The organism is Kitasatospora purpeofusca, from assembly GCF_036010405.1.
GTDB lineage: Bacteria > Actinomycetota > Actinomycetes > Streptomycetales > Streptomycetaceae > Kitasatospora > Kitasatospora purpeofusca.
Map to the genome: position 1 here is coordinate 7,231,012 of NZ_CP108561.1, position 26,102 is coordinate 7,257,113.

Consider the following 26,102-nt stretch of genomic DNA (forward strand, 5'->3'; position numbering starts at 1 on the left):
CGCCACCAGGGTCAACGACTGGTGGTGAGCCGTGCCGAATGCCAGCCCCGGCGGATCTTCCTCCGGGGCCGTTTCGGCGGCCAGTGAAAACAGGGGAGGGGGGCGCGCGGCGATGCCAACGGCTACGTCGGGCAGATCGGTGGTTGTGGAAACGGGCTCGCCGGGGGTGGCGGGCCCGGAACCGTCCGGTCCGGCACCCGCAGTGCGCGCCCCCCGTCACTGGAGACCTCGTTGGCGACCTCGCGGGGGAATCTCCTCCTACGGCTGGCTGCACCGGTCGTGGTGGCACACCCCGCGCCTGGTGCACGGCCTCACCGGTGTCTGCCTGGCGGCGCTGCTGACCGCCGGAGCCGCCACCGCCACCGTGCTGGGCGGAGCGCGGGACGGCACCGACACCATCGGCCACCACGCCGCGCCCCAGGTGGTGCGCTCCGCGGACCTGTACTTCGCGCTCAACGACATGGACGCCCAGGCCGCCAACCTGCTGCTCTTCGGCGCCGATCCGGACTTCGCGGCTCTGCGGGGGCAGACCCTGGACACGTACGAGCAGAGCCGCGCCCGCGCCGACACCGACCTCCAGCGCGTCGCCGAGGCGGTCGTCGGCGATCCGGCCGGGCAGCGGGCGGTGCAGAGCGTGATCGGCGAACTCGGCCGCTACGAGGGCCGGGTGGCCCGTGCCCAGCTGCTGGAGGAGCAGGCCCACGCGGCCGCCGGCAAGCCGTCGGCGGAGGCGCTCGCGGCCTACCGCGAGGGGACCGACCTGCTGCGGCAGCGGCTGCTGCCTGCCGTGGACGAGGTCACCGCGGCCAACGCGGCCACGGTGGAACGGATCTACGCGGCCCAGCGGGGCGATCTCGGTGCGGGCTGGTGGTGGATCCTGGTCACCGGCCTGCTCGCGCTCGCCGCCCTCGGCGTTCTCCAGCGCGTCCTGGCGATGCGCTTCCACCGGTTGGTGAACGTGCCGCTCGCCGTCACGACTCTCCTCACTCTCGCCTGGCTGGTCACCGGGCTCACGCTCGCCTCCCGCGCGGACCACCAGCTGGTCGTGGCCAAGAGCAACTCCTACGACTCGGTGATCGCTCTGGGCCGGGCGCGCGCGGTGGCCTACGACCTGAACGCCGACGAGAGCCGCTACCTGACCGATCCGGCCCGCGCCGCCGCGTACGAACAGAGCTTCTTCGACAAGACCCAGTCCTTCGCCCGGGTCGACGGCGCGATCCTCGGTACGTACAACGCGAAGCTCGCGGCCCTGGCCGACACCCACCGGGCCGACCTCGGTACGGTCGGTTTCGGCGGCTTCCTCGGCGACGAGCTGCGGAACATCACCTTCGCCGGCGAGCAGGACGCGGCCGAGCGTGTACTGACGGCGTTCCAGGCCTACCAGCGGGACGACCGGAAGATCCGCGAACTCAACGCGCAGGGTCGCCTCAAAGAGGCCGTCACCTTCAACACGGGCCTCGCCGCCGGCCAGTCCAACGCCGACTTCGGTCTGCTGGCCACGGCGCTCGACGACGTCCAGGCGATCAACCAGCACGCGCTGGACCGTGCGGTGGCCGCCACCGACGACGACCTCGACACCGCGACGGCGGTTCTGGGTGGGGCGGTCCTGGCAGCCGCGCTCGCCCTGGTCGCCCTCGGAGTCCGGCCGAGGCTGCGGGAGTTCGCCTGACGGGCGCGACGGAACCCTGACCGGGGTTCGGCGAGGGCTCCGTGCACAGCGTTCAGCACGCCGTGCGCGGAGCCTCGCGTTCTCCACCGACAGGTGTTGTTACGGGCAGTTCTGGAAGACCACCCGGCCGCGGTCCTTCAGCAGGTCGTTGAAGTCCAGGGCCAGGCAGAGGCCGTTCTTGCGGTTGCTGAACGAGTAGCCGCGCTGGTAGTCGGCGAAGGGCGGGAGCTGCAGGTCGATCGGATTGACCGACCAGTGCTGCGAGAGGTCCTTCACGTTGCACGGAGCCTCGGCGACCCCCTTGGTGGCCGAGCTGCCGGACTTCGTCGGGTCACTGAGGCACTTGCCGGTGCCGGTGTTGCGGAGCGAGTAGTAGCCGTCGGTCGCGGGGACGGTCTTGAAGGCCTGGGACTTGTCGATCGGGTACGTGCAGGCGCGCTGCTTGGAGGCGGCCCCGTCGTTGCTCAGGCAGAAGCTGCTGTAGCTGTTCATCCAGCGCCCCTGGCTTCCGGCCCAGAACCGGAAGTCCGGCCCGTACTTGGGCCAGGCTGCGGCCTTGGCGGACACCTGGGTGAACGGGTTCACCGCAGGCGCGGCGCCCTGCTCCGCCGTCTGCACCGTGTTCTGTCCGACCGTGAGGGCGTTCTGCTCCACCGCCTGCTCCGGCGAGGGGGTCGCCTGCTGCGCGGGTGACGCGAGGTCGGTGGAGGGCACCTCCGTCATGGGAGTGAGGGGCCCTGCCGGCGCGAGGTCCTCGGCGGCGGACGACTGGTTGTTGAACCCGCGCGGCCCGCAGCTGCCGCTGAGTTCCGTGTCGGTCATCGCGCGGGAGCGCGCGACCCAGCCGGACGAGAGGTTCTCCTGCTTCTGCGGCCGGGTGACCGTGCCGTTGACCTTGACCGTCTTGTAGCCGTAGCTCGTCGGGTTGTAGTAAGTAGCCTCGATCTCGTAGCCGCCGCGCAGCATCGGGGCCTGGTAGGTGATCCAGCCGACGCCCATCGCGGGCATGTAGGCGGTCGAGGAGATCTCCGTCGACTGCGAGGTGCTGGTCTCCCAGCCGAAGTCGAGGTTGATCGCCTTGCCGAGGCCCAGGCCCGGGTTGAGCCCGATGCTGAACGACTGCGTGATGGTCTCCGAGCGGCTGTAGCCCTGGGCGCCGGGGATGTCGCTGCAGTTCTTCAGGACCTCGCCCATGAGCTTCACCGGGCCGCCGTACTTCTGCTCGTCGTAGACGCGCAGGACCTTGCAGACCGGTGACAGGCCCGGCTTCACGCGGGGGAAGCTCCAGATCCGCGCGTGGTCGCAGTCGTATCCGACCTCCTGCGCGCTCTTCTGGCCCGGGTCCTTCTCGGCGGTCGTGGCGGCTTCGGCCGGCGCGGAGCCGGCCACGGAGGCCGTGCTGAAGAGGGTCAGTCCCAGGGCCACTGCCGACAGCAGGGCGGTGGTTCGACGTGAAGGTGCGTTCATGGACGGACACACCACACCATGCGGTCGCTCCCGCAGGGCTTCTTGTCGTGCCGACAACGCTTCCTGAACGGTCCCGATACGCACATTTGCCCCAAGGGGCGCCCGCACCGGTCCGACCGGGCACCGGAAGGCCCGTTGACCTGGATCCTTCCGCCGGAACCGCCGGATCCGAGGGGGTCGGCAGCGCGCCGGGGCCGTCGCCAGAATCGCGTCAAGGTCCTGGTCCGCGACGTCAAGGGTGTGCCAACGAGAGCGGGAACCGGCTCCGGAGAGCCATAACGTCGGTCGTGCGGAAACGGTTCGCCTCTCGGTCGTGGGGGCTTGAGTGGTGAACCGCGCCGAATCCCGGTCCTGGCCTCCTTGCCGGGGCCGAGGTCGGTCGAAACAGGGGAGAGGAGCGCGTGGCCCGCCGTTCGGGTCGCGCGCTCCTCCGGTCCTTGCACTGGTCGGCCGCCCGGGAGTGCCCTCGCCGTACGGAATCCGTTGGGGTTGCGTCAGGGCTTCGTCAACACCGTGATCGCTTCGCGGAACCGGCCGTTAGCGTGCCGGTGATCATTCGTACGGGGCTCATGGGGGAGCAGTGGCGGACAGGTTCAGGGTCGACGCGGGAGCACTCGGCCAGGTGTCGCAGGAACTGCGCGAGGCGACCGGCAGCATGGCCGGGGCGATGCACGCGCTCGACAAGGCCTCGCCGCAGGTGGCCGGCCATCTCGCTCTGGACGGCGCGTGCGCGCACTTCGGCGGCGAATGGAAGTTCGGCCTCAAGCAGCTGAACGAGACGCTGCACGCCATCGGCGAGGGGCTGGACGCCACGGCCAAGGCGTACCGTGACACCGACGCGGTGATCCAGGGCACGATGACCGGCAGTGCGTCCACCGGCAAGGCGGCCGCCTGATGGCGGGCCCCGGGTTCCCCGGCTGGGGCCCGAAGGTGGAACGGGACGGTTTCGACGCCCTCGGTTTCGACCCGGCGCCGGGCAGCCTGGGCGGCGTCGACACCCTGGTGAAGGATCTCCGGCTGGCCGCGAAGGAGCTGAACGACGCCCGCGGCAGCGTCCAGCGGGCCTCGCGGAACGGAGAAGCCTGGCAGGGGGAGGCGGCGGACGCCTTCTCGGCCCGGATCGCCAAGCTGCCCGGGCAGTTGGACACGGCGCACACCTCGTTCTCCTCCGCGGCCGCCACGATGGCCGGCTGGCGGGACCAGCTAGCCGGAATGCAGACCAGGGCCGACGACCAGGAGAGCCGGGCGAAGGCTGCCAAGGCCAAGCGGCAGAAGGCGGCGGACGACCCGGACCTCGACCTCGACGGCCTCTGGTTCCAGGACGGCCAGCAGGCCGAGGAGGCGACGGCGAAGCTGCGCTCCGCCCAGGCCCGGCTGAAGACCGCCGACGCCGAACTGGAAGCGATCCTCGCGCAGGCGGAGGAACTGCGGGCCGAACACGACCGCCTGGCGCAGGAGGCGGCGCGCGCGGTCGGCAAGGCCGGTGACGCGGCCCCCGACGGTCCCGGCTGGTTCGCCCGGCTGATGGACGGCGTGAAGCAGCTCGCCGCCGCACACATCCAGCTCGCCAAGGACGCGGCACAGTGGGTGAAGGACCACGCCAACGCCATCGCCGCCGTCGGCGACCTGCTGTCCAACGCCAGCACGCTGGTCGGCCTCGCCGCGATCGGTGTCGCGGCGGCCGGGGTGTTCTTCCCGCCGCTGGAGGTGGTCGCGGGCGGGCTGGGCGCGGTGTCGATGGGTCTGTCCGGGGCGGCCCTGGGAGCCCACGCCGCCGCCAAGGCGGCCGGTGCGGACGTGCCGCCGCTGAGCCTCGCCGTCGACGTGATGGGCGTCGTCCCGGTGATCGGCACCGTGGGCAAAGCGGGCAAGCTCGCGACCTCCCTGTTCGCCCGTGAGGCCGTCGGCAACGGCGTCAGCCTCGGCGGCACGGGCATCACCCTGGACGGGTGGTCCAAGGACGCGGGCGGCCTCAAGCAGTTCCTGCCGCGCGGCGGCCGCCAGTGGGGCGAGATGCTGCTGCCCGGCGGCCCACTGATCGTCGGGCTGGAGAACGCCTGGCAGGACGGCTCGCAGAAGGACAAGGAAGCCGCGGGCAAGGGGAGTTGACGGGATGGACATGAACGGGGCGGCCCTGCTGCTCGACGGCCGGCCGCACGTCGACCGGCCCGTCAACCTCTTCTCCTTCGGGGAGGCCGAGATGCGGTGGCTGTGCTGGCTCTACGGCTACCGGCTGGAGCACTTCAAGCAGTTCTCCGACCGCCTGGGGAGCGCCCGGGTGCGGGCCGCCCTCGACCCGGACCCGCGGGCGGTTGCCCGGGCGGCCTGGATGCGCCGCCCGGACCTTCGGCCAGGTGTCCCCTCGCCCGTGCCGTGGGGCCCGCCGCAGCCCGGCGGGCCGGTGGTGTGGACACCGCCGGGCTGGCCACCGGGCCTGGGACCGGTGCGGCCCGCACCGGACCGGATGCCGACGGCCTCGGTCGCGGAGATCGAGGCGCGGCCCGGCCCGCGGGCCCTGCTCGGCCTCGGCGTCACGCTCGCCCTGGCGGGGCTGGTACTCGTGTGGTCGCTGCCCGCGGCCGGCGCCGTCCTCCTGGTGCTCGCGGCGGCCTGCCTGCTCGGTGCGCGCCCGTACGCCCGCCACCGGGACCGGCTGCTGGAACGGGCCCGCGCGCACCGGCCGCTGTACCCGGAGAGCGGCGGGGCAGTCCCGCCGCCCGGACCTCCGCGCCCGCCCCGCGGGGCAGGACCGCACGACCGAGGGGAGACCCGGTGAATCCGGAGACCGGCACCGTGGAGTTCGACGTCCCGGCGGTCTTCGAGGAGTTCCGCGCCACCGACGACCCCGAAGAGGCGTACGAGCTGGTGCTGGACCGGCTCGGCGAGCGGGCCGCCGAACTCGGCGCCGACCGGCGCCGGGCCCTGACCGACCTCCACCTGACCGGCTCGGCGGCCCTCGGTGAACTCGACGCGCTCTGGTCGGGCACCTGCGTCGGCACTCTCGACGGACAGCTGTCCACGGCGACGCTCACCGTCGCCCGGCTGGACACCGCCGACCCCGCGCCCCAGGAAGCGGTGGCAGCCGCCCTCGCCGAGATCCTCGCCCCGGCACCGGGGACCGCCGTTGGAAGCGGCCATCGGCGACCGGTGCGCCGCTTCGAAGCACCGGCCGGCCCGGTCGTCGTCGCCCTGGAGCAGACCCCGGGCTGGCAGCTCGGCGGTGGACGGAGTGTCCCGCTGCTCTCCGCCAAGGCCCACCTGCCGCTTCCCCCGCCACTGCCCGGTGTCCTGATCGTGGAACTGACCACCCCGGACGTGGACCACTGGACGGACGGCTACGCGCCGTTGCTGGTCGCCGTTCTGCGCAGTGTCCGGTTCGGGATGCCGGGCTCGGCGGACACCCCCGCCGGGCCGGCCGCCCCGGCCGGCGGCATCGGGCCGGTCGCGTCGGGCGGGAACGGGCCCGGCACACCGGGCACCGACCCGTTCGGGACCGTACTGGTGTGACGCCGGCCGGGGTCGCAGCTCCGGCTCCCGACCCTCAACGGGTGGCCGCTGACAGCGGGAAGGCGATGTCGTAGGTCTGCTCCGTGCCGTCCCGCAGGAAGACCAGCCGGACCGTGAGAACCCCTACGTCCGGACCCACGGTGGGGCGCCCGCAGATGCTGCCGTCGGTCCGCAGGCCGTCGGCGCTGAGCCCGTGGGCGCCGCCGTAGTCGAGGTAGTGGTGGCCGCGGTCGTCGACGGCCTCCAGCCAGAGGAACAGTGGCGGCACGCCGGGAGAGTGGGGGAGGAGGTCACCCGGCAGGGGCGGGGTGACGGAGTAGGTGACAGTGAACCCCTCCGCCGTGGTCGTCAGTGAGTGGACGGTCAACTCGTGCAGGCCGTCCAGGATCCGGACATGGAATCCGCCGCCGGTGGTGCCGTGCGTGCTCATCGCTCCGACCGCCGATCGGGTCCGTGCAACAGTCGGGCGGGCGCACCGGTCCGAACGGATCCTTGACCCGCGGCTGTCGAGGAGACGGCTGCCAGGGTACGGGCCGCCACGGCCGACCGGCCGGACCTGGTGCGCTGATTCACTTCGTTCCTTTCGGAACCGAGTCTGTTCGGACCCTCCACCCTGGCAAGCCGACGGAATCGGGGACAAGGCCCGCAGGCGTCAGGGTGTCGTAGGGAACGCCGCCCCGGGTCGTTCTCCGGCAGGACCGTTGGAGCGCGGTCACCTCCCCAGGAGCACCAGGACCGCCAGGACGACCGCGGTGATCGCCATGACGCAGCCGAGTCCGAGAAAGGCGTACTCCAGTCGTCGGCGCTCAAGGCCCGCCACGAGCACCTGCCGGGGGTCTGCCGGGTCGTAGCGGATCGGGACGTGCGAGCCGTCGACGAGGGGCCTGCGCCGGCTCGACGGCACCGGCGAGAACACCTCGACGACCCGCCCGTCCTCGGTGGTGAACTGCAGCAGCGGGCGCGAAACGGCCGAGCGGTCCTCCGGCCCTGGCAGGCGCTCGCGCACCAGAGCCCACACCGAGACACCGCTCCGGTGCAGTCGGCGGAGCTCCCGCAGCCCGGCCACGCCGGAAAGGCAGGCCACCAGGCCGCCCAGCCCCGTGAACACCGCCAGAGCGGCCACGACCCCGGTCGTGGTTCCCACGGTTCCTCCTGTCCCCGGAACCCGTGCTGCCCACCGGATCCGCCGCTCGCGACCGTCCCAGTATTGCCCTCGCCGGCCCGGCCCGGCGCTGTCCCCGCGTCAAGGTTCCGTCGTCACCGCGCGGGCGTGACCGGGCACGGCGCGTTCACCGCTCACCGAGGCCGGTCTCCTCCAGGTCGAGGTCGCGCTGGAGCTGCCGGAGGGTGGTGTCGCTGATCCGGTGGTCGTCGTAGAGACGGTGCAGTTCCTCGCTCTGGACACCGATGATCTCGCGGCGAACGTCCCGGTAGGCGGCCAGGTCGTCGGCGCCCGTCGTGTCGTCCTGCTCGTCGGCGTTGCGCAGACGGGCCTCCAGACCCCGGCGGACGCGCTTCAGGACGTGATCGGGGACGGACTCCAGGTCGGTGAGCTGCTCAAGGTGGGAAAGCCCGGTACGGGCGATGGCCGTGCGGGCCTCCGCCTCCTCGCGGGCCGTGTGCTCGGGAGCCAGCGCGAGGCCCGAGCGGGTGACCAGCGGGGCGAGGCTCAGACCCTGGACGACGAGGGTGAAGACGACCACGGCCGTGGTCAGCACCAGCACCAGCGGGCGCCCGTCCAGCTGCTGTCCGTCGTCGGCGACCAGCGGGACGGACAGGGCGGCCGCCAGCGGCATCACCCCGCGGGTGCCGGCCCAGGCGACCACGCTCGCGACCCGCCAGGACGGTCGGCTCCCGGTCGGCTTCACGGCGGCCGACAGCGGAAGCATCCACAGCACCCGCAAGCCGATCAGTACTGCGGCGAGTGCGAGTGCCTGGAGCGGCCAGAGCCCGCTGCCGTCGGGCAGCTCCCTGACCAGAGCGGGCAGTTCGAGCCCGATGATGCTGAAGACGACGCTCTCCAGCAGGAACACCACCACCGCGTACACGGCGTGCAGCTGGAGGCGGATCCGCGCGTCACTCAACCGGTGGCCGGACCGTCCCAGGAGTACCCCCGTCACCACGACCGCCGTGACCCCCGAGGTGTGCGCGGACTCGGCGAGCACGTACGCGCCGTACGGGGTGACCAGGGCGATCACCGTCTCCAGCACCGGGTCGGTGGTACGGCGGCGGATCAGTGCCACGCCGACCGCCACGGCGGCACCGATCGCGCAGCCGCCGCCGGCGAGGAGCAGGAACTGGCCGCCGGCCGCTTGCCAGCCGACCGTCCCAGAGGCGACCGCCACCGTCACCGCGACCCGGAACAGCACGAGCGAGGTCGCGTCGTTGAACAGGCTCTCCGCCTGGACGAGGACCTGCACCCGCCCCGGCAGGGCGAGGCGCCGGCCGAGCGCGCTGACCGCGACGGGGTCGGTGCTGGCCAGTACCGCGCCCAGGACGAACGCCATCGACGTGGGCAGCGGTGTCAGCGCTGCGGCGAGCAGGCCGACCGTCGCGGCGGAGGCCAGGACCAGCCCGAGGGCGAGCACCGTCACCGGCCGCCACACCGCGCGCAGGTCACGCAGCGACAGCTCCTCGGCGGCGGCGTAGAGCAGGGGTGGCAGGACGACCAGCCCGATCGTCTCCGGCGCGACGTGCAGGGCCGGGGCCCCGGGTATCAGCGCGACCCCGAGTCCGGCCAGGACGAGCAGGGAGGGCGCGGGCACCCGCCATCGTCGGGCACCGGTCGCCACCGCTGTCGCCAGGACCACCAGGAGGAGAACCGTGCCCACCGCGCGCATCTGAGGAAACCCCGGACTTCGTTCACGAGGGCGCCGCAGCGGAGTGCCGCGGTCCGTCCCCCGGCCGACCAGGCTTCCCGGCACACCGGGCCGTACTTTATCAATTCCATACGGCGGATTCGGGCAAGGTGCGAGAGACGGCCGAGGTGCATCGGCAGAGCGCCAGCGGCCTCGGACCGCGAAGTCGCTTCGGGCGGAGCGGTGCCGAGCGCTGTGGCCCGACGCTCGCCGGGCCGTTTCCACCACAGCGAAGGTGTGCAGGACGAGCAGCTTGGCGCGGCCCGAGGTGATGCGGGGCAGGCCGGGCAGCGCGACCTTGAGCGTCTGGTCGACGCAGAGCCCCGGGGCGGTCCGCAGCACGAGGCACGTCCCGCGGTGCCTGCACGCAGTCGTGACGCCGTCGAGTTCGCCGTCGAGCAGGCGCAGGTCGCGTGGCTGAACAGCGGGTTCGGGGGCGGCGTTGTGGTCGGTGGTGTTCCGGCCGGACTCGCCGCCGGGAGGTGACAAGGCGCGGCGCGGTCGGCTGCTGGTGGGGCGGTAGTCCGTGGCCCGGGGCGGGCCAGGGACCCGTATTTGCAGCTGTAGACGGACCGGGCAGCGGGAAAGTGCAAGCGCGGCGACGGAACATCCCCTGCCCACGGCCCGTACGCGGCGCCGGGCTCGTGCAGGCCCCTCAGTGCTGGGAGTCCCCTTGTCGCTCCGGGCCGTCTTCCGGTCCTGGTTCGGCTGGTCGGCCCTCCTCGCGGAGCCGTAGCGCGTTCACTCTGCCGTTCGAACGGCAGCTGTCGGGTGGAGGGAACCCGCTCGGACTCCCAGGTTGTCCAGTAGAACGACATGACGACACGACCTGCGGGAGGGATGCCAGTGCGGGACTCGCCTTCCGAACGGGAAGCGGACTTCAGCCGTTTCGCCCACGATGTCCATCCGGCGATGCTGCGCACCGCCAGGCTGCTGACCGGGGACCCGCATGCTGCACAGGACCTGGCTCAGAGTGCCCTGCTGCGGATCTACATGTCCTGGGGGCGTTCCGGTACGTGGGACAACCCGGCGGCCTACGCCCGCAGGACCCTGGTCAACGTCCACGCCACGTGGCGTCGGAGGCACTGGTACCGGGAGATTCCCCACCGCAGTCCCCGGGAGCAGGGGCAGGCCCAGGACCCCGCACAGCGTTGGGGGGACCTGGTGGATCTGGAGCGCGCTCTTGCCGCGCTGCCGGCCGCGCAGCGCACGGTTCTGGTCCTCAGGTTCTACGAGGACCTGAGCGTGGAGCAGGTCGCGCAGTTGCTGGGGTGCTCGGTGGGGACGGTCAAATCCAGGACGAGCAGGGCGCTGGACCGGATCCGCGGACGGGTGGAACTGTCCGGACGCGCAAGGAGGGACCAGGAATGAACGACTTCGAGGGCCGGGAGCAGGAAGAACTCCGTTCGGGCCTACGGGGGTTGGCGGATCGGCAGGTTCCGGTGCCGGCACCGGTGCGCGAGGTGGTGGAGCGTGGGCGGCGCCGTCGTCGGGTGCGAGTGGCCGGTGCGGTCACGGCCGTCGTGGCGTGTGCGGTGGTGGTGGGCGTATTGTCCGGGTCGCGGTCCGCGCCGGACGAACGCCGGCCGGCGTCGGCGGCCGCGGAACCGACGGTCTCGGCGACGACCTCTGCATCCGCGTCTGCGTCTGCGTCCGCACCGGCGGCGGCGCTGGTCCGCCGTGAGGTGGATCCCGCCGGTCCGCCGGCCCAGCCCGGCAGTCCGGTGCTGGGCCAGGCGTATCCGTTCGACTGGGGAGTCCATTGCGGGGCGCGGTACCTGTGGTTCTCGGGCAGGATCTGGCAGGCGCAGGGTGAGGTGCCACTGCCGCCGGGGCTGCCGGGAGTCCACGGGCCGAACTCCGCTCCGCTGGTGGTGCCTGGCTATGTGACGGTCACCGGGGCGGACACGGCCCGGTTCGAGGCGCCCGGCTACCTTCGGGAACCGGCCGCGTTGCGGGCCGTGGCCGACGCACCGCTCTGCGCGTGAACCCGGGGCGGTGCCCGGCGGGCACCGCCCCGGAGGGCGTCAACGGGGGTAGAGCTGGTACAGGACCTCGTAGTAGTCGTCGTTGCTGGGCCAGGTGGCCTGGGGGTCCTGCCAGTACAGGCAGCTGCCCGTCGAGTCGTTGTGGCCCATGCCGAAGGCGTGGCCGGTCTCGTGGCAGGCCACGGCCTGGTGGTTGGAGGTGTAGGAGTCGTTGTACTGGATCGAGACCGAGCCGTCGACGAAGTGGCTGTTCCCGTCCCAGCTGTAGGAGGTCAGGGCCAGCCATCCGTTCGTACCGTAGTAGTCCTCGGACACGTCCACGCAGTGGGTGCCGCTGTAGCCCGGGCAGCCTCCGACCGCTCGGGCGACATGGATGTTCGGGGACTGGTTCCACTCGGTGATGACCGTGCCCACGGGCCAACCGGCACCGGTGCGGTCGTTGTAGTAGATCTGCGGGTTGGTGTATCCGTTGCGCGCCCAGGTCAGGGGCGGGCACGTGCCGGCGATGTTGCTGGCGGTCCCGTAGCCGCAGGACCCGCTTGCGACCAGGGAGGGACTCGTGGCGGCCGTGCCGACCGTGCTGGGGTCGATCAGGCCTTTGACGCCTGTGGCCTTCAGCTGCTTGTACAGCTGGTCGGCGCTCACGCCCGTTGCGGCCAGGTAGTTCGCGCCGTGGGTGACGCCGTCCGCGGTCCGGTACTCGACGTGTACCTCCGTCGGGACGCCCGGAGTCGGGGACCCGGGAGCGGGCGTCTGCGGGGCGGGAGCGGGCGTCGGTGCGGAGGGTGTTACGGGGCGCGGCCCCGGCGCGGGCCCCTCCCCTGCGAAGGCGCTCTGAGCGGGTGACAGGACGACAGCGGTGGCTGCCAGTACTGCTGCGGCTGCTGTGACGAGAGTCCGTTTGATAAGCATAAGTCCCCCTTTGTGTCCGAACATGTGTTCAGGCCGAGAGGGATCCTTGCACGCACAGATCGCGGTGCCGGGGGTCGTTCGGCAACTTGGCCGCTTCTCGAAGTGCGGCGGTGTGCGCTACGGCGCCACACATTTGACGAAAGCCCAGCTCGCGGCTCTGGCCGATAAGCGTCGTGCCAGCCATATCCGTTTATAGGGATGCAGCTCAGTGCGTCTTCACCTTGATCACATTTTGGCCAGGCGTTCGGTCCGTACGGTGGACTCGTCCTGCGGCGGTGCGACGACCGGCTCGCCGGAATGGTGCCGGTGCGGGGTGGGTCGGGGTCCCCGTGCCACTGTGTCGGTACGCATCGGTACTGTTCCGCTGGTGACGTCGTTACTCGAAAGCGAGCTCAGGGACCTCCTGGCAACCCGACTGGAAGTTCTGGAGCCGGGATTGAGTCTGGTCCGATGCGATTTTTCGCTGCGCGACGCCCCACTCGGGACCAGGGGTCGGATCGACATCCTCGCTCGTGATCGGCACGGGCTCTGGGTGATCATCGAGTTGAAGCGCGAGAGGTCCAGTTCACGTCAGGCGCTGCACGAGATCGCGAAGTACGCGGAACTGCTCCAGCGGGACAAGCAGCTTGCCCCCGACCGGATTCGCGCCCTCATCGTTTCGACCGACTGGACGGAACTGCTCGTGCCGGTGAGCAACATGGCCCGTGACTGGAGCCATGACCTTCGCGGCTACGAGCTCCACGTGGATGTCGACGGTCGGCTCGATGCCGACCGTGTCGCACTCCTGCCCGAGTCGCCCGAGCGGTACATCACGCCCGTGCACGGCATCTACCTCTACGCGAGTCCCCGGGAACGAGACCGAGGATGGCGACAGATCCGGCAGATCGGGCGGACGCTCGTGCGAGCAGCTCGAGCAATTGCGCAGGAGCCGGGCGATGTCGATGTCACGCTGCGCGTCTACAACCCGTGTGATCTGGTGCAGGCCATCGTGCACGGCTGGCCGGACGAGCTGGACCGGTGGCAGCCGGGTGTCATTGCCACTGCCGAGTTCGCCGACGGCACCCGCTCCGTCGTCCAGGGCATGCTGTGCGCGGACGGCTACGGGGCTCCGGGTTTTCTCGACATGGTCCATGTGGTGTACCGGGACCCGATCAAGTGGATGACGACTCGGTACGGCGGTGTCACCTGGGAGTACGACCAGGGCTTGCTCGGTCTCCTGGGCTTGCGCTACGTGCTGCTTGAGATTGTTGGTGACGGCCCGGAGTTCCCGGCTCCCGAAGACGAACGCGGACTCTGGCTGGTCGAGGACGGGCAGTCGATGCGCATTTCGTCCGACGATCCGGAGGAGTTCAGTACGGCTTGGCAGAGCCTCTGTTTCAACGGGAACCTTATGACTCTCCGAGGTTTTCTCGCCGCGCATCGCCACGAAGTCGATGCGCTCCGTGTCGAGTACCTCAGCTGCACGGACATACGGCGTTGATGGCGGGCAGTGCGAAGGCGTTGCCGGACGACTTCCCGGTCCCGGGTCTCGACGTGGTGCTCGGCCAGGCGATCCCCTTCGACAGGACCAGCGGGGCCAGGCCGGCCGGCGAGCGCAGCAGCCCGCCCCGGCGGGCGGCGGCCGGGGCCGGCCGGTCGAGGAGGGCGGTCACGGTGCTCATGCCGGGCCTCCCTCGCGCAGCCGGGGGTCGATCAGCGGGTGGAGCACGTCCACCAGGGTGTTGATGACCACGAACGCCGCGCTGGAGATGACCACCAGGGCGCTGACCACCGGCAGGTCGCGCGAGCCGACCGCGTTGGCCAGCACCCGGCCCAGGCCCGGCCGGGTGAAGATGTTCTCCACCAGCACCGCGCCGCCGAACAGGCTGCCCAGCACGAAGCCGCCCAGCGTGGTCAGCGGCAGCAGGGCGTGCCGCAGGGTGTGCCGCAGCAGCACCGCCGTCTCGCCCAGGCCGCGCGAGCGCGCGGTCAGTACGAACGGGCGGCCGTCGGTGCTCTCCAGCTCCTGGCGGATCACCTGGGCGAGCACTCCGGCCAGCGGCAGTGCCAGCGCCAGCGTCGGCAGCACCAGCGCCGCCGGCCCGTCCGCCCCGATCGAGGGCAGCGCGTGCAGCCGGTAGGAGAACACCGTCAGCAGGATGATGCCCAGCCAGAACGACGGCATCGACACCATCAGCAGCTCGGTCAGACCGGCGGCGCCGCGCACCGCCCGGCCCCGGCCGGCCGTCAGGACGGCGGCCAGCACCGCCAGCACCAGCGCGGTGACCAGCGCGGACACCGCCAGCTCGACGGTCGGGCCGAGCTGGCTGCCGAGCAGCCGCTCGATCGGCTCGTTGAGCTGGTACGACCAGCCGAGGCCGCCGCTCGCCAACTGGCCGAGCTGGCGGCCGTACTGGAGGAGCAGCGGGTCGTCCAGGCCGTTCTCGGCGATCACCTGGCCGCGCAGGGCCGGGGTCGCGGCGGCGCCCGGCCCGATCAGTCCGTCCACGATGTCGCCGGGGGCGAGGTGGAGGGCGAAGAACGTCACCGTGAGCGTCCCCCACACCACCACCAGCCCCGCCGCGAGCCGCCGGGCGACGAACCTGGCCCAGGGCGGCACGTGCCGTCGCGGCGCGAGCCGGGCGCGGTCGGACACCTCAGGCCACCTCGATGCCGTAGAAGTCCGTGTTGGCGTCGACGTCCAGGACCAGCCCGTCGACCTTGCCGTGCCGGGCGACGTCCATGGTGGCGATGTAGGCGGGGAAGGAGTACGCCTGCTCGACGATCTTCCGCTGGACCTTGCGGTACAGCTCGGCGCGCTGTGCAGCGTCCACGGTCGCCTCGGCCTGGTCCAGCCAGCCGTCGATCTCGGCGTCCTTGACCCGGCTGCCGTTCGCCCCGCCGCCCCCGAACTGGGACTTGGAGTGGTAGAGGTTGCCCAGCAGGCTCGGGTCGGAGCCCTGCCAGGCGAAGGCGAACACGTCGTAGTCGCCCTTGCCGGTGCGCCCGATGGAGCCCGCGGAGTCCAGCGGCACCAGCTTCAGCTCGATGCCGACCTGCTTCAGCGCGTCCTGCACGCCCACGTCGAAGGTGTGGTTCTGGGCCGAGACGAAGGTCTGCACGTACGGCTGCTCGGCGGTGAGGCGCTTGCCGTCCTTGGTGCGGTAGCCCTCGCCGTCCTTCCCGGTCCAGCCGGCCTCGTCGAGCAGCTTCTCCGCCTTCTCCTTGCTGTACTCCCAGGCCGGCTTGGCGAACGACGGCTCGGCGCCGGGGGTGGAGGGCGCCAGCGGCCCCCAGGCCTGCTCGTACTCGCCCTGGAAGATGCCCTTGACGATCCCGGCGAAGTCGATGGCGTGCCGGACGGCCTGCCGGGTGCGCGGGTCGTCGAACGGCGCGCGGGCGGTGTTGAGGTAGTAGGTGTAGGGGACGCCGGGGACCGCCTTGCGGACCACCTGGACGCCGTTCTGGCCGCGCAGGCCGGCCAGCCGGTTGGCGGGTATCAGCTCGGCGGCGTCGACCTGGCCCGACGTCAGGGCGCCTACCCGGGAGGCGTCCTCCTTCAGCAGCAGGACGACGATGCTCTCCAGCTTCGCCTGCCCCTGGTGGGCGGCGGTCGACGGGGCCCAGTTGTAGTCGGGCCGGCGCTTGAACACCGCCTGCTGGCCGGGCGTCACCGACTCGAAGGTGAACGGGCCGGTGCCGACGACGAACGCGCCGCCGGAGGAGAGGTCGCCGCTGTGGTCGCGCAGGGCGACGGGCGAGTGGAAGCCGAGGAAGGTGCTCCCCGTCGAGCTGAGGAACGAGGAGTGGGGGGCGGTCAGGTGGACGGCCACCGTGCGCGGGTCGACCACCTCGGTCTCCTTGTAGGGGCCGAGCAGGCCGGCCGCCCGCTTGGACGCCGTCTTCGCCGCCGTGACGTGGTCGAAGTTCGCCTTCACCGCCGCCGCGTCGAACGGGGTGCCGTCGCTGAAGGTCACGCCCGCCCGCAGGGTGAAGGTGTAGGTGAGGCCGTCGGGCGAGACCGTCCACGAATCGGCCAGCCACGGCTTGACGGTCCCGTCCGGGGCGACCGAGACCAGCGACTCCAGCACCGGGCGCAGCAGCCGTCCGGTGACGGCGGTGGACGCGGCGTGCGGGTCCCAGCTGTCGGGTTCGACGGCGGCGCCGTAGCGCAGGGTGCCGCCGCCCTTCTTCGCGGAGGGCGGGGCGGAGGAGTCCGAGCAGGCCGTGAGGACGGCGGGGCCGATGACGGCGGCGGCGGTCAGGGTGACCGGGAAACGGAGGAAACGGCGTCTGGTGTACATGGGTTCTTTCTCGATCCTGCGCGAGACGGCGGAACGGTGGGCGGCGCGAGGCCCGCCCACCCCGAGGGGGAGGCGCTGACGGCCCCGGCCACGGACGATGCGACGAGTCTGCTGGCTCCGTCCGGATCCGAACCCCCTGACCGTCCCCCTATGCGGGCCCTCTTCCGGGGCCCGCGGGTTTGGCTGCCGGACGCTCGCGGGTGCGCCCGGTCAGGGTGGTGCGGCCGTTCCGGGGAGCCCTCCGGAACGGCCGCACCGGGACCGTCAGATCTGCGGCACGGGGGTGTCCGCAGACTTGAGGTCCGGTCCGGGGGCGTTCTCGGCGACGGCCGAGGGGCTGCGCAGGACGAAGGCGGCCACCAGGACGCCGATCGCCACGAACACGGCGCTGAGCCCGTAGGAGAGGTGGAAGCCGCCGGTGAGCGCCGCCACCTTGCTGTCGCCCTCGCCGAGCAGCGTCGCGGTGCGGGAGGCGGCCACCGTGGCGAGCACGGCGGTGCCGATCGAGGCGCCGACCTGCTGGGTGGTGTTCACCAGGCCGGAGGCGATGCCGGCGTCGTTGGGCGAGGTGACCGACATGGCCTGGCCGATCAGTGCGGGCATGGCCGCGCCGAAGCCGAGGCCGAGCAGCACGAACGGCGGCACGATGTCGAGGAGGAAGCTTCCGTCGCTCGGCACCCGGGCCAGCAGCGCGAGCGCCGCGGCCACCAGCAGCAGGCCGACGACCAGCACCCGGCGGGGCCCGAACTTCTGGTTCAGCTTGACCGCGAAGCCCAGCGCGACGATCGCGATGGTGACCGGTGCGGGCAGGAAGGCGAGCCCGGTCTTCAGCGCGTCGTAGCCCAGGACGTTCTGGAAGTACAGCGCGGTGCAGAACTGGTAGCCGAACAGGCCGGCGACCATCAGGACCATGATGCCGTTGGCGCCGGAGACCGCCCGGGAGCGGAAGATGTGCAGCGGCAGCAGCGGCTTGGCCGCGTACGCCTGGCGGACCACGAAGCCGGCCAGCAGCGCCAGCGAGCCGGCCAGCAGGCCCAGCGTGCGGCCGTCGCCCCAGGTGTACTCCTCGGCCTTGATGATCGTGTAGACCAGCAGCATCAGACCGCCGGTGGCGAGCACCGAACCGACCAGGTCGGCGCCCTCGCGCAGCCCCGCTCCCTTCCCGCCGGGCACCACGCTCTGCGTCAGCACGAGCGCCACCAGGCCGATCGGCACGTTGACGTAGAACACCCAGGGCCAGCTGAAGCTCTGCGTCAGCACGCCGCCCAGGATCAGGCCCAGCGAGGCGCCGGCCGCGGAGACGAACGCGTACGCCGCCAGTGCCTTGGCGCGCTCGCCGGCGTCGGGGAACAGGGTGATGATCATGCCCAGGACGACGGCCGAGGCGAGCGCCCCGCCGACCCCCTGGACGAACCGGAACACCACCAGCGCCGTCGAGGAGGAGGACAGGCCGCAGGCCGGCGAGGCCGCCGTGAACAGGCCCAGGCCCGCGCTGAAGACGCGTCGGCCGCCCAGCAGGTCGCCCAGCCGGCCGGAGAGCAGCAGCAGCCCGGCGAACGCGATCAGGTAGGCGTTGACCACCCAGGCCAGACCGGACTGGGTGAAGTCGAGGTCGGTCTGGATGGTCGGGAGGGCGACGGTCACGATCGAACCGTCGAGGATGATCATCAGGTTGCCGGTGCAGAGGACCCCCAGTGCCAACCAGCGTGACCTGGAAGGCTGGAGGGACGGCGGGGCATGCGTGGTCATCGGAGGAGTCCTTCGGGGAATGGCCGGGGAGGGGCGCCCGGTGGCGCCCGCGCTCCCTGAGGGCACTTCTTGTTACAGCGACCATCCTGTGTGACCATCAAGTCCCACCGTAAGGAGGCACTTTCATGTTCCTGGGGAACAGCGATGTGATCGACGACCTCGATGAGGCCGGTGGCCTCGACGACCCGGCCCCCGTCCGCGAGGCGTGCACCGTCCTGGAGGCGCTCAACCGGATCAGCGGCAAGTGGGCGATCGGGATCCTGCTCAACCTCAGCCACGGCCCGGTCCGCTTCACCGAACTCGAACGGTCCGTACCCGGAATCAGCCGCCGTATGCTCACCCTCACGCTGCGGAACCTCGAACGCGACGGACTGATCCGGCGCACCGTCTACGCGACCGTGCCGCCCAAGGTGGAGTACCGCGGCACCGAGATGGCCGACGAGCTCTACGCCTCCCTCAAGGGCCTCACCGCCTGGGCGGAGCGCCACCGCGACGCCATCGCCCGCTCGCGCGACTCCTACGACCGTGAGCAGGAGGCGGCGGCCACCGGGGACCTCTGAACCCCCTCAGGCCCGGTCCGTGTCCACCCGCGGCGGGGCCGGTGCCCGGTGGGCGGGGCGCGGCCTGGCGCGGTCGCGGAGCCAGGCCCCGGCGGCGACCGCGGGCCACAGGCGGGTCGCGGCGTTGCGGGCGGCGATGGCCGCGCGGGTGGCGGGGACCATGAGGGCCGCGGCCGCGCCGACGTTGTTCTGGCGGGGGTCGACGAGCTCGCGGTGCTTCGCCTCGTAGCGGGCGAACGCGGCGCGGTGGTCGGCGGGGGTGGCGGCGAGTTCCTCGGCGAGGGTGTGCGCGCCGGCCATGGCGAGGGTCGAGCCGTCGCCGAACAGTGAGACCGAGGACGCGGCGTCGCCCAGCAGGGCGATGCGGCCGTCGGCCCAGGAAGCGATGCGCACCCGGCTCACCGAGTCGAGCCACAGGTCCTCGGCGGTCAGGGCGCGGTCGAGGAGTTCGGGGACGCGCCAGCCGCCGCCGGTGTAGGAGCCGGCGAGTACGCGCCTGTGCTGCTCGGTGTCGCGGGGGTCGAAGTCGGTGACGCCGGGGTGGCGGAAGACGAACGCCGCGACCGCGCGGTCGTGGACGGGGTGCAGGGCGGCCATCCGGCCGGGCGCGTTGTGGATGACCACGTCGGTGCGGCTGTCGGCAGGTCCGTCGAGCGGCACGGTCGCGATGTACAGGCCCATGTGGCGCACGAACCCGGCTTCCGGCCCGAACGCCAGGCGGCGTGTCGTCGAGTGCAGGCCGTCCGCGCCGATCACGAGGTCGAACCGGCGCGGCGCCGAGTGCGCGAACGTGACGTCGACACCGCCCGCGTCCTGGTGGAACGCGGTGGCCGTGTCGCCGAACAGGATCTCGGTGGAGTCCCGGCTCGCCTCGAAGAGGATCCGGGCCAGGTCCGTGCGCGTCAGCTCGACCTCGCCGCTGCGCGAAGCCCGTTGCAGGGCAAGCATGTTGATGCGGCCGACCGGGCGGCCGGCGGTGTTGACGAAGCTGAGCGCGGTGACCTCGGTGGCCGCGTCGCGCAGTCGCGGCAGCACCCCCATGCGCTCGGCGACCTCCACCGCGGGGCCGCGGACGTCCACCGGGTTGCCGCTGGACCGCAGACCGGTCGCGAGCTCGACGATCGTGGGCCGGAATCCGTGCCGCGCCAGCCAGTACGCGAGCGTCGTCCCGGCGACGCCGGCGCCGGAGATCAGGACCGTCGGGCCGGTGGTGCGGGTGTTCATGGGAGCTCCCCTCGCAACTGCCGACCCGGGCCGCCCGAGCCGTCCATGACGATATGACCATTTCTGAAAGTTGGTCAACCGGATGGTGACCGAATCTCGAATCCGGTCATATGCTGGGGCTCATGACCCTGCCTGACGGGCGAACCGGGCAACCCGGACGCCTTCGCGACCCGCAGCAGCGCGCCGCCCGCGCCACCCGGATCCTCGACACCGCCGCCGACCTGCTGACCCGCCGCGGCTACCGCCACGTGTCCATCGACGACGTGGCCGCCGGGGCCGCCATCGGCAAGGGCACCGTCTACCTGCACTGGAAGACCCGCGAGCAACTGTTCGGCGCGGTCTTCGCCCGCGAGATCCTCGCCGCCGTCGACGAACTGCGCCGCGCCCTGCGCCGCGACCCGGAGAACTGCCTGCTGCACCGGTTCGCGCGGACGTACTTCCTGGCCGTCGACGACCGACCGCTGCTGCGGGGCTTCCTGCTGAACGACCCGGATCTGCTCGGCAGGCTCACCGACGCCCCTGACACCGGACGCGACGAACGGCACGGCGCGACGGCGTACCGCCACCTCGAACTCCTCGCCGCACACGGCCTCCTGCGCGACGACCTGGACCTCGGCGAGATCGCGTACGCCTACCAGGCCACGTTCGAGGGCTTCCTGCGCGCCGGGCCCACCGCGCTCGACACCGGGCAGCGGGCCGACCTCCTCGCCCGCACTGTCCGGCGCGCCTTCGAAACCGGACTCGCCCCCACCGGCGCCGCCCCCGCCGACGGCACACTCCCCGCCATCGCCGCCGCCACCGCCGCACTCCTCGACGACCTCGTCGACGCCGATCGCGCCGAGTTCGGCCTCCCCGGGGGCGACGCCGAAGGAGCCGGCCGGCCGGGGCCGGGAGGAGTTCGGCCGGGGGTGTAGTTCGCACGGGTGGAAGCGGTCCCGAGAGGGCCCTCAAGCGGCCTGTCGGCCGGGGCCGGTGCCACCGGAGCGCCGGTCGGTGACCGCGCCGGAGGGGGCGGGGGTGCGCCGGGGCGCGCCGGGCTCAGCGGCGGCCCAGCACCTCGGCGAGGCGGCTCACCCCGTCCGCGCCGTGGCCGAGGGCGACGGTCCGGCGGACCAGGCCCTCGGCCGCGCGCATCACCCCGGACTCGATGCCGTGCGACTCCGCGGTGTGCACGACGTGGGCCATGCTGGAGACCGCCGAGGTGAGCGGGTTGACCGCGCCCGAGTAGCTGCCGCTGTCGAAGTCCTCGGCGAACTCCGTGAACAGCGGGGGCAGGATCGCGCCGATCCCCTGGGCGAACGGTGCCAGCTCCCGCCCGCTGATCCCCTCCGCCCCGGCCAGCGCCAGGGCGTGCACGTACCCGGCCATCGCGGTCCAGAAGATGTCCAGCAGCGCGAGGTCGAAGCCGGCCGCCCGGCCGATCTCCTCGCCGAGGTGCGTGTGGGTGCCGCCGAGCAGCGCCAGCACCGGCGCGTACCGCTCGTAGAGCTCGGCCGGCCCGCTGTGGAGGAAGACGGCCGCCGGTGTGCCGATGCTCGGGGCCGGCGTCATGACGGCGCCGTCCAGGTACTCGACGCCGTGCTCCGCCGCCCACGCGGCCGTGGACCGGGCCCGGTCCGGCGAGTCGGCGGTCAGGTTGACCACCGCCCGGCCCTTGAGCGCGGCCTCGACCTCCGCACGGCGCAGAACGGCGTCCGAGGCGTCGTAGTTCACCACGCAGACGACCGTCAGCGCGCTCGCGGCCGCGGCCTCTCCGGCCGTGGCCGCGCTCACCGCGCCCCGGGCGACCAGTTCCGCGTCCCGGCCCGGGGTGCGGTTCCAGACCGTGGTGCGGACGCCGGCGTCCACGAAGGCTCCGGCCAGGGCGCGTCCCATCGGTCCGAGGCCGAGCACGGTGACGGTGGGGCGGGGGTGGTTGGTGGGCATACTTCATCTCCTGTAGACATGGTGGTGGACAACAATGAGCCCGGGGGGAAGACATGACGCGCGGTCAGGCCGTGAAGCTGGACGTGTGCGGGGTGACCGCCGTCGTCGCCGTGATCGACGGCAAGTGGAAGACGTCCCTGCTCTGGCTGCTGGAGGCAGGCCCGCAGCGCCCGGCCGAGATCCGCCGGCGCCTTCCCGGCCTCAGCGAGAAGGTCCTCACCCAGGCCCTGCGCGAGATGGAGTCCGACGGCCTGGTGCACCGCGAGGTGCACGACGTCCTTCCGCTGAAGACGGTCTACTCCCTGACCGACTTCGGCCGGCGGCTCTCCGTCGCCCTCGGCCCGGTCTCCGACCTGGGCCACGAGCGCCTCGACCGCCTGGCGGCCGAACAGGCCGAACGGGCCGGACGGACCGGACAGGTCGAGTCGTCGGCCTCCTGATCCGCTGCCCTCTCCCTTCCGTGCTCCGGGTACCAAGTCTCGTCGCGCCGCACGCCGTTGCCCAGTACGCACAAAAAGGTGGCTACTGCGTCGGCAGACGGCCGCGACCACCGATCAGGAACGAGGAACCGTGAACGTCGACTCCGAACCCGCCCCGACCGTTGTCACCGCTCGGCCGGTGGGCGTATGGCGGCAGCGCAACTTCCGGGCCATGTGGTCGGCGCACACCGTCAGCCAGTTCGGCACCCAGATCACGTTCTTCGTCGTCCCCGTGCTCGCTCTGACGACCCTTTCGGCGTCGACGGGACAACTCGGTCTCATATCGGCGCTGGAGACCCTGCCGTTCCTCCTGTTCGGGCTCCCGGCGGGTGCGTTGCTCGACCGGTGGGACCGCAGGCGGGTGATGGTGGCGGCCGACATCGGGCGGGCCGCGGCCATCGCGCTGCTGCCGATCGGCCCCGCCCGCGACTGCGCCCTCCAGGCGCTGCGACTGGCGGAGACCTACGGCTTCCGGCTGTGCGAGGCCGACAGCCTGCTGATCCTGGCCCGGACCCAGAGCGCCCGCGGCGCCTCGGCCCACGACTTCGCCCGCCGCGCGCTGACCATCCACCAGCAGAACGGGCACCGGCTCGGCGAGCGCCAGGCGCTGGCGCTGCTGGAGGAGTGGGGGGCGGTCGTGATGCCCAACCGCCTGACCGCCCTGATCCCCGGCCCCGCCCGGCACCCCGCACCCTCCGCCGGCGTCCGCGTCCCGCGCCGCCGTGCCCCCGGCCTGCGCCTGGGCGAAGCGTCCTGACCGCTGTCCGCACCCGTCCCCACCGCCCGTCCCCACCGCCCGTCCCCCGGCTCCCGTCTCCCGGTCCGCCGGGGGGCGGGCGGTGCGGTCAGCCGTGGAAGGCGGTGCGGGCGGAGAGGACCCGGAGGGCGGTCTCGGACCAGCGGATGTTCTCGCGTTCGAACGCCATCCCGCGCAGCAGGGTGAGGTAGGGGCCGACGCGCTCGGCCTCGGCGAGGTGCTGCTCCTCGGTGCGGCCGTCGAGGAGCTTGGCCTGCAGACGCTCGTAGCGGGCGAGCTTGGCGCGGGCCCACTCCAGGCGTTCGGCCACGGCGGCGCGCACGGCGCCGGCGTCACCGGCGTCGACGCTCTGGACCTTGACCATCAGCTCGTCGCGGATGGTGGTCGGCTTGTTCGAGTGCTCGGCAGTGTAGGCGTGGACGGCGGCGAGCCCGGCCTCGGTGAGGGAGAACAGGCGCTTGTTCGGGCGCCGCTCCTGCTCGACCACCCGGGCCGAGATGAGGCCGGCGGCCTCCATCCGGTCCAGCTCGCGGTAGAGCTGCTGCGGGGTGGCCATCCAGAAGTTCGCCACCGAGGCGTCGAAGCCCTTGGAGAGGTCGTAGCCGGAGGCCTCGCCCTCCAGGAGGGCGGCCATCACCGCGTGCCGCAGAGCCATGCGGTCACGCTAGCAGCCACTAGTCAACAAGGCGACTAATGGCTATGGACAGTGCGCTCCCGCCAGCTCCATACTCGCCGGTACACCTACTCAATTCGATGACTAGGGACCGGAGACCTCCCATGCACCCGTTCCGCAAGGCGGTCGAGGACCGCGACGCCCAGGCCATGATCGATCTGCTCGCCGAGAACGTCGTGTTCACCAGCCCCGTCGCGTTCAAGCCCTACCCCGGCAAGGCGATCACCGGCGCGATCCTGCGCGGCGTGCTGCGCGTCTTCGAGGACTTCGCCTACGTCCGCGAGATCGGCGACCCCGACGGACGGGACCACGCCCTCGTGTTCACCGCCACCGTGGGCGGCAAGCGGCTCCAGGGGTGCGACTTCCTCCACCTCGACGAGGACGGGAGGATCGACGAGCTCACCGTGATGGTCCGCCCGCTCTCCGCCGCGCAGGCGCTCGCCGCCGCGATGGCCGCCGAGTTCGACCGGATCGCCGCCGAGGCGGCGGAGGCGGACCCCGCCGGAGCGGCCGACACGGCCGGGGCGGCCGAGCGGTGAGCGACTTCGACGCCGTCGTCATCGGCGCCGGCAACGCCGGGCTCACCGCCGCCACCAGCCTCCAGCTCGCCGGCCTGCGCACCCTGCTGGTCGAGCGGCACAACCTGCCCGGCGGCTGCGCCACCTCCTACCGCCGGGGCCGCTTCGAGTTCGAGGTCGCCCTGCACCAGCTCTCCGGCGTCGGAGCCGAAGGCCAGCCCTTCACCCTCCGCGGCCTCTTCGACCGGCTCGGCGTCAGCGACAAGCTGGAGTTCGTCGAGGAGCACGACCTCTACCGGGCCGTCGTCCCCGGCCGCTACGACGTCACCCTGCCCGCCGACTGGCAGGGCACCACCGACGCGCTGGCCGCCGCCTTCCCCGGCAACCGCGACCGGATCGAGCGCTTCCTCCAGCTCGTCAGGGACGTCACCTTCTGGCAGATCGCGGCCATCCGCGGCATGCCGCCCGAGCAGGTCGACCCGGTCCTGTTCCGGTACGGGCTGCGCCCGGTCAAGGACGTCCTCGACGAGTTCTTCGACGACCCCGGCCCCAAGTCGGTGCTCGGCACCTACTGGACCTACCTCGGCCAGCCGCCCTCCCGGCTCGCCTTCCAGGACCTCGCGCTCACCCTCTACGCCTACCTGGAGTACAAGCCCTGGCACCTCGTGGGCGGATCCCAGGCGCTGTCCACCGCGATCCTCGACTCCTTCCTCGGCGCCGGCGGACAGGTGCGCTTCAACACGGCCGCCACCGCCCTGCTCACCGAGCACGGCCGGGTGACCGGCGTCCGGCTCGACGACGGCGAGGAGGTCACCGCCCGCGACGTCGTCTCCAACGCCTCGCTCCCGGTCACCTACGCCATGCTCGGCGAGCACGCCGTCCCCGCCGCCGTCCGCGAGGACCTCGCCACCCGCCGGACCGGCGTCTCCGGCGTCGTCCTGCACATGGGCCTCGCCGCCACGCCCGCCGAACTCGGCTTCACCACCAGCACCACCTTCGTCCACACCGACGAGGACGAGGAGCGCACCTACGCCGCCACCCGCACCCTGGAACCCGCCCGCGGCATCTGCGTCACCTCCTACGACGTGGCCCCGATCGGCTTCGCCCCGTCCGGCGCCACCCACGTCAGCCTGATGACCCTCCAGTACGGGGACCACTGGGCGAAGATCCCGCCCGCCGACTACGCCCGGACCAAGTTCGCCTACGCGCAGACCCTGCTCGACCGGGTCGAGGCGGTCGCCCCCGGCATCCGCGACGCGATCGAGGAGGTCGACGTCGCCACCCCGCTCACCATGGCCCGCTACCTCGGCCACCCCGGCGGCGCGATCTACGGCTACGACCAGGACCGCACCGAGGGCTGGCTCTTCCGCAACAGCGAACGCCGCAGCCACGTCCCCGGACTGCACCTGGCCGGCTCCTGGGCCGGACCGGGCGGCTTCCAGCCCACCCTCGAAGCCGGCGCCCGCGTCGCCCGCCGCCTGCTCCGCGCCAGGGACGCGGCCTGAGCCCGGCCCCTCTGCCCGCCCGCACCA

General features: G+C 72.2%; 27 protein-coding genes. 15 read left to right on the plus strand and 12 right to left on the minus strand.

Annotated features, from left to right (window positions below):
• Positions 1 to 301: 301 nt before the first annotated feature.
• A complete protein-coding gene (locus tag OG715_RS31715) occupies positions 302 to 1,669 on the plus strand; it encodes a hypothetical protein (protein WP_266273871.1) in 1,368 nt (455 codons plus the stop codon).
• Between the two features lie 99 nt (positions 1,670 to 1,768).
• On the opposite strand, the gene OG715_RS31720 is transcribed toward OG715_RS31715, so the two are convergent.
• Positions 1,769 to 3,136 (minus strand): RICIN domain-containing protein, encoded by a 1,368-nt coding sequence (locus OG715_RS31720; RefSeq protein ID WP_266273870.1) that lies wholly within the window; start codon positions 3,134 to 3,136, stop codon positions 1,769 to 1,771.
• Positions 3,137 to 3,716: 580 nt separating this feature from the next.
• Here OG715_RS31720 and OG715_RS31725 point away from each other — a divergent pair.
• Genes OG715_RS31725 through OG715_RS31740 form a run of 4 tightly spaced genes read left to right on the plus strand, consistent with a single transcriptional unit; the run spans position 3,717 to position 6,643 of the window.
• A complete protein-coding gene (locus tag OG715_RS31725) occupies positions 3,717 to 4,031 on the plus strand; it encodes a WXG100 family type VII secretion target (protein ID WP_266273869.1) in 315 nt (104 codons plus the stop codon).
• The gene (locus OG715_RS31730; protein ID WP_266273868.1) at positions 4,031 to 5,245 is read left to right on the plus strand and encodes a putative T7SS-secreted protein; all 1,215 of its coding nucleotides are present in this window, start codon (positions 4,031 to 4,033) and stop codon (positions 5,243 to 5,245) included. Before OG715_RS31725 ends, OG715_RS31730 begins: the two co-directional genes overlap by 1 nt.
• A gap of 4 nt (positions 5,246 to 5,249) precedes the next feature.
• Entirely contained in the window at positions 5,250 to 5,912 is a 663-nt protein-coding gene (locus tag OG715_RS31735; RefSeq protein WP_266273867.1) for a hypothetical protein, read from the plus strand.
• Positions 5,909 to 6,643 (plus strand): hypothetical protein, encoded by a 735-nt coding sequence (locus tag OG715_RS31740; protein ID WP_266273866.1) that lies wholly within the window; start codon positions 5,909 to 5,911, stop codon positions 6,641 to 6,643. The genes OG715_RS31735 and OG715_RS31740 overlap by 4 nt, the downstream gene beginning before the upstream one ends.
• A gap of 34 nt (positions 6,644 to 6,677) precedes the next feature.
• Here OG715_RS31740 and OG715_RS31745 read toward each other — a convergent pair whose 3' ends face one another.
• The 3 genes from OG715_RS31745 to OG715_RS31755 form a co-directional block, all read right to left on the minus strand.
• Positions 6,678 to 7,073 carry a hypothetical protein gene (locus OG715_RS31745; protein WP_266273865.1) on the minus strand — a complete coding sequence of 132 codons (396 nt, stop codon included), beginning with the start codon at positions 7,071 to 7,073 and terminating at the stop codon, positions 6,678 to 6,680.
• 282 nt (positions 7,074 to 7,355) lie between these two features.
• Positions 7,356 to 7,787: a DUF3592 domain-containing protein gene (locus OG715_RS31750; protein WP_266273864.1), complete on the minus strand. Its 432-nt coding sequence runs from the start codon at positions 7,785 to 7,787 to the stop codon at positions 7,356 to 7,358.
• A gap of 145 nt (positions 7,788 to 7,932) precedes the next feature.
• Entirely contained in the window at positions 7,933 to 9,483 is a 1,551-nt protein-coding gene (locus OG715_RS31755) for a Na+/H+ antiporter (RefSeq protein ID WP_266273863.1), read from the minus strand.
• Positions 9,484 to 9,738: 255 nt separating this feature from the next.
• Between OG715_RS31755 and OG715_RS31760 the strand changes: the two genes are divergently transcribed.
• The 3 genes from OG715_RS31760 to OG715_RS31770 all read left to right on the plus strand — a co-directional run bounded on the left by OG715_RS31760 (position 9,739) and on the right by OG715_RS31770 (position 11,489).
• Positions 9,739 to 9,987 carry a hypothetical protein gene (locus OG715_RS31760; RefSeq protein ID WP_266273862.1) on the plus strand — a complete coding sequence of 83 codons (249 nt, stop codon included), beginning with the start codon at positions 9,739 to 9,741 and terminating at the stop codon, positions 9,985 to 9,987.
• A 354-nt stretch (positions 9,988 to 10,341) separates the two neighbouring features.
• On the plus strand, positions 10,342 to 10,872 hold the full coding sequence (locus tag OG715_RS31765) for a SigE family RNA polymerase sigma factor (protein ID WP_266273861.1): 531 nt from the start codon (positions 10,342 to 10,344) through the stop codon (positions 10,870 to 10,872).
• Complete coding sequence (locus OG715_RS31770; protein ID WP_266273860.1) at positions 10,869 to 11,489, plus strand: hypothetical protein; 621 nt, start codon at positions 10,869 to 10,871, stop codon at positions 11,487 to 11,489. Before OG715_RS31765 ends, OG715_RS31770 begins: the two co-directional genes overlap by 4 nt.
• Positions 11,490 to 11,528: 39 nt before the next feature.
• Here OG715_RS31770 and OG715_RS31775 read toward each other — a convergent pair whose 3' ends face one another.
• Positions 11,529 to 12,134 (minus strand): matrixin family metalloprotease, encoded by a 606-nt coding sequence (locus OG715_RS31775; protein ID WP_266273858.1) that lies wholly within the window; start codon positions 12,132 to 12,134, stop codon positions 11,529 to 11,531.
• Positions 12,135 to 12,768: 634 nt separating this feature from the next.
• On the opposite strand from OG715_RS31775, the gene OG715_RS31780 reads away from it, so the two are divergent.
• Positions 12,769 to 13,881, plus strand: coding sequence for an endonuclease NucS domain-containing protein (locus OG715_RS31780; RefSeq protein ID WP_266273857.1), 1,113 nt, complete (start codon positions 12,769 to 12,771; stop codon positions 13,879 to 13,881).
• On the opposite strand, the gene OG715_RS31785 is transcribed toward OG715_RS31780, so the two are convergent.
• The 4 genes from OG715_RS31785 to OG715_RS31800 all read right to left on the minus strand — a co-directional run bounded on the left by OG715_RS31785 (position 13,856) and on the right by OG715_RS31800 (position 18,385).
• Positions 13,856 to 14,062, minus strand: coding sequence for a hypothetical protein (locus OG715_RS31785; RefSeq protein WP_266273856.1), 207 nt, complete (start codon positions 14,060 to 14,062; stop codon positions 13,856 to 13,858). The genes OG715_RS31780 and OG715_RS31785 overlap by 26 nt on opposite strands.
• Entirely contained in the window at positions 14,059 to 15,036 is a 978-nt protein-coding gene (locus tag OG715_RS31790; protein ID WP_266273855.1) for an ABC transporter permease, read from the minus strand. Before OG715_RS31790 ends, OG715_RS31785 begins: the two co-directional genes overlap by 4 nt.
• A 1-nt stretch (position 15,037) precedes the next feature.
• A complete protein-coding gene (locus OG715_RS31795) occupies positions 15,038 to 16,684 on the minus strand; it encodes an ABC transporter substrate-binding protein (RefSeq protein ID WP_266273854.1) in 1,647 nt (548 codons plus the stop codon).
• 264 nt (positions 16,685 to 16,948) lie between these two features.
• Positions 16,949 to 18,385: an MFS transporter gene (locus tag OG715_RS31800; protein WP_266273853.1), complete on the minus strand. Its 1,437-nt coding sequence runs from the start codon at positions 18,383 to 18,385 to the stop codon at positions 16,949 to 16,951.
• A gap of 173 nt (positions 18,386 to 18,558) precedes the next feature.
• On the opposite strand from OG715_RS31800, the gene OG715_RS31805 reads away from it, so the two are divergent.
• Positions 18,559 to 18,993, plus strand: a complete 435-nt coding sequence (locus OG715_RS31805) for a winged helix-turn-helix transcriptional regulator (RefSeq protein WP_266273852.1) — start codon at positions 18,559 to 18,561, stop codon at positions 18,991 to 18,993.
• Between the two features lie 6 nt (positions 18,994 to 18,999).
• Here OG715_RS31805 and OG715_RS31810 read toward each other — a convergent pair whose 3' ends face one another.
• Positions 19,000 to 20,217 (minus strand): FAD-dependent monooxygenase, encoded by a 1,218-nt coding sequence (locus OG715_RS31810; RefSeq protein ID WP_266273851.1) that lies wholly within the window; start codon positions 20,215 to 20,217, stop codon positions 19,000 to 19,002.
• A gap of 122 nt (positions 20,218 to 20,339) precedes the next feature.
• Here OG715_RS31810 and OG715_RS31815 point away from each other — a divergent pair, with 122 nt between their 5' ends.
• Positions 20,340 to 21,131: a TetR/AcrR family transcriptional regulator gene (locus OG715_RS31815; protein ID WP_266273850.1), complete on the plus strand. Its 792-nt coding sequence runs from the start codon at positions 20,340 to 20,342 to the stop codon at positions 21,129 to 21,131.
• A 124-nt stretch (positions 21,132 to 21,255) separates the two neighbouring features.
• Here the strand turns inward: OG715_RS31815 and OG715_RS31820 are convergent, their stop codons facing one another.
• The gene (locus OG715_RS31820; protein WP_266273849.1) at positions 21,256 to 22,143 is read right to left on the minus strand and encodes an NAD(P)-dependent oxidoreductase; all 888 of its coding nucleotides are present in this window, start codon (positions 22,141 to 22,143) and stop codon (positions 21,256 to 21,258) included.
• A 53-nt stretch (positions 22,144 to 22,196) separates the two neighbouring features.
• Between OG715_RS31820 and OG715_RS31825 the strand changes: the two genes are divergently transcribed.
• The gene (locus tag OG715_RS31825) at positions 22,197 to 22,583 is read left to right on the plus strand and encodes a winged helix-turn-helix transcriptional regulator (protein WP_266273848.1); all 387 of its coding nucleotides are present in this window, start codon (positions 22,197 to 22,199) and stop codon (positions 22,581 to 22,583) included.
• 130 nt (positions 22,584 to 22,713) lie between these two features.
• Complete coding sequence (locus tag OG715_RS31830; protein ID WP_266273847.1) at positions 22,714 to 23,379, plus strand: MFS transporter; 666 nt, start codon at positions 22,714 to 22,716, stop codon at positions 23,377 to 23,379.
• An 88-nt stretch (positions 23,380 to 23,467) separates the two neighbouring features.
• Here the strand turns inward: OG715_RS31830 and OG715_RS31835 are convergent, their stop codons facing one another.
• On the minus strand, positions 23,468 to 24,034 hold the full coding sequence (locus OG715_RS31835; RefSeq protein ID WP_266273846.1) for a PadR family transcriptional regulator: 567 nt from the start codon (positions 24,032 to 24,034) through the stop codon (positions 23,468 to 23,470).
• A 122-nt stretch (positions 24,035 to 24,156) separates the two neighbouring features.
• Here OG715_RS31835 and OG715_RS31840 point away from each other — a divergent pair, with 122 nt between their 5' ends.
• Together OG715_RS31840 and OG715_RS31845 are read left to right on the plus strand one after the other, a co-directional pair.
• Complete coding sequence (locus OG715_RS31840) at positions 24,157 to 24,591, plus strand: nuclear transport factor 2 family protein (RefSeq protein WP_266273845.1); 435 nt, start codon at positions 24,157 to 24,159, stop codon at positions 24,589 to 24,591.
• A complete protein-coding gene (locus tag OG715_RS31845; RefSeq protein WP_266273844.1) occupies positions 24,588 to 26,075 on the plus strand; it encodes a phytoene desaturase family protein in 1,488 nt (495 codons plus the stop codon). Before OG715_RS31840 ends, OG715_RS31845 begins: the two co-directional genes overlap by 4 nt.
• Positions 26,076 to 26,102 lie beyond the last annotated feature (27 nt).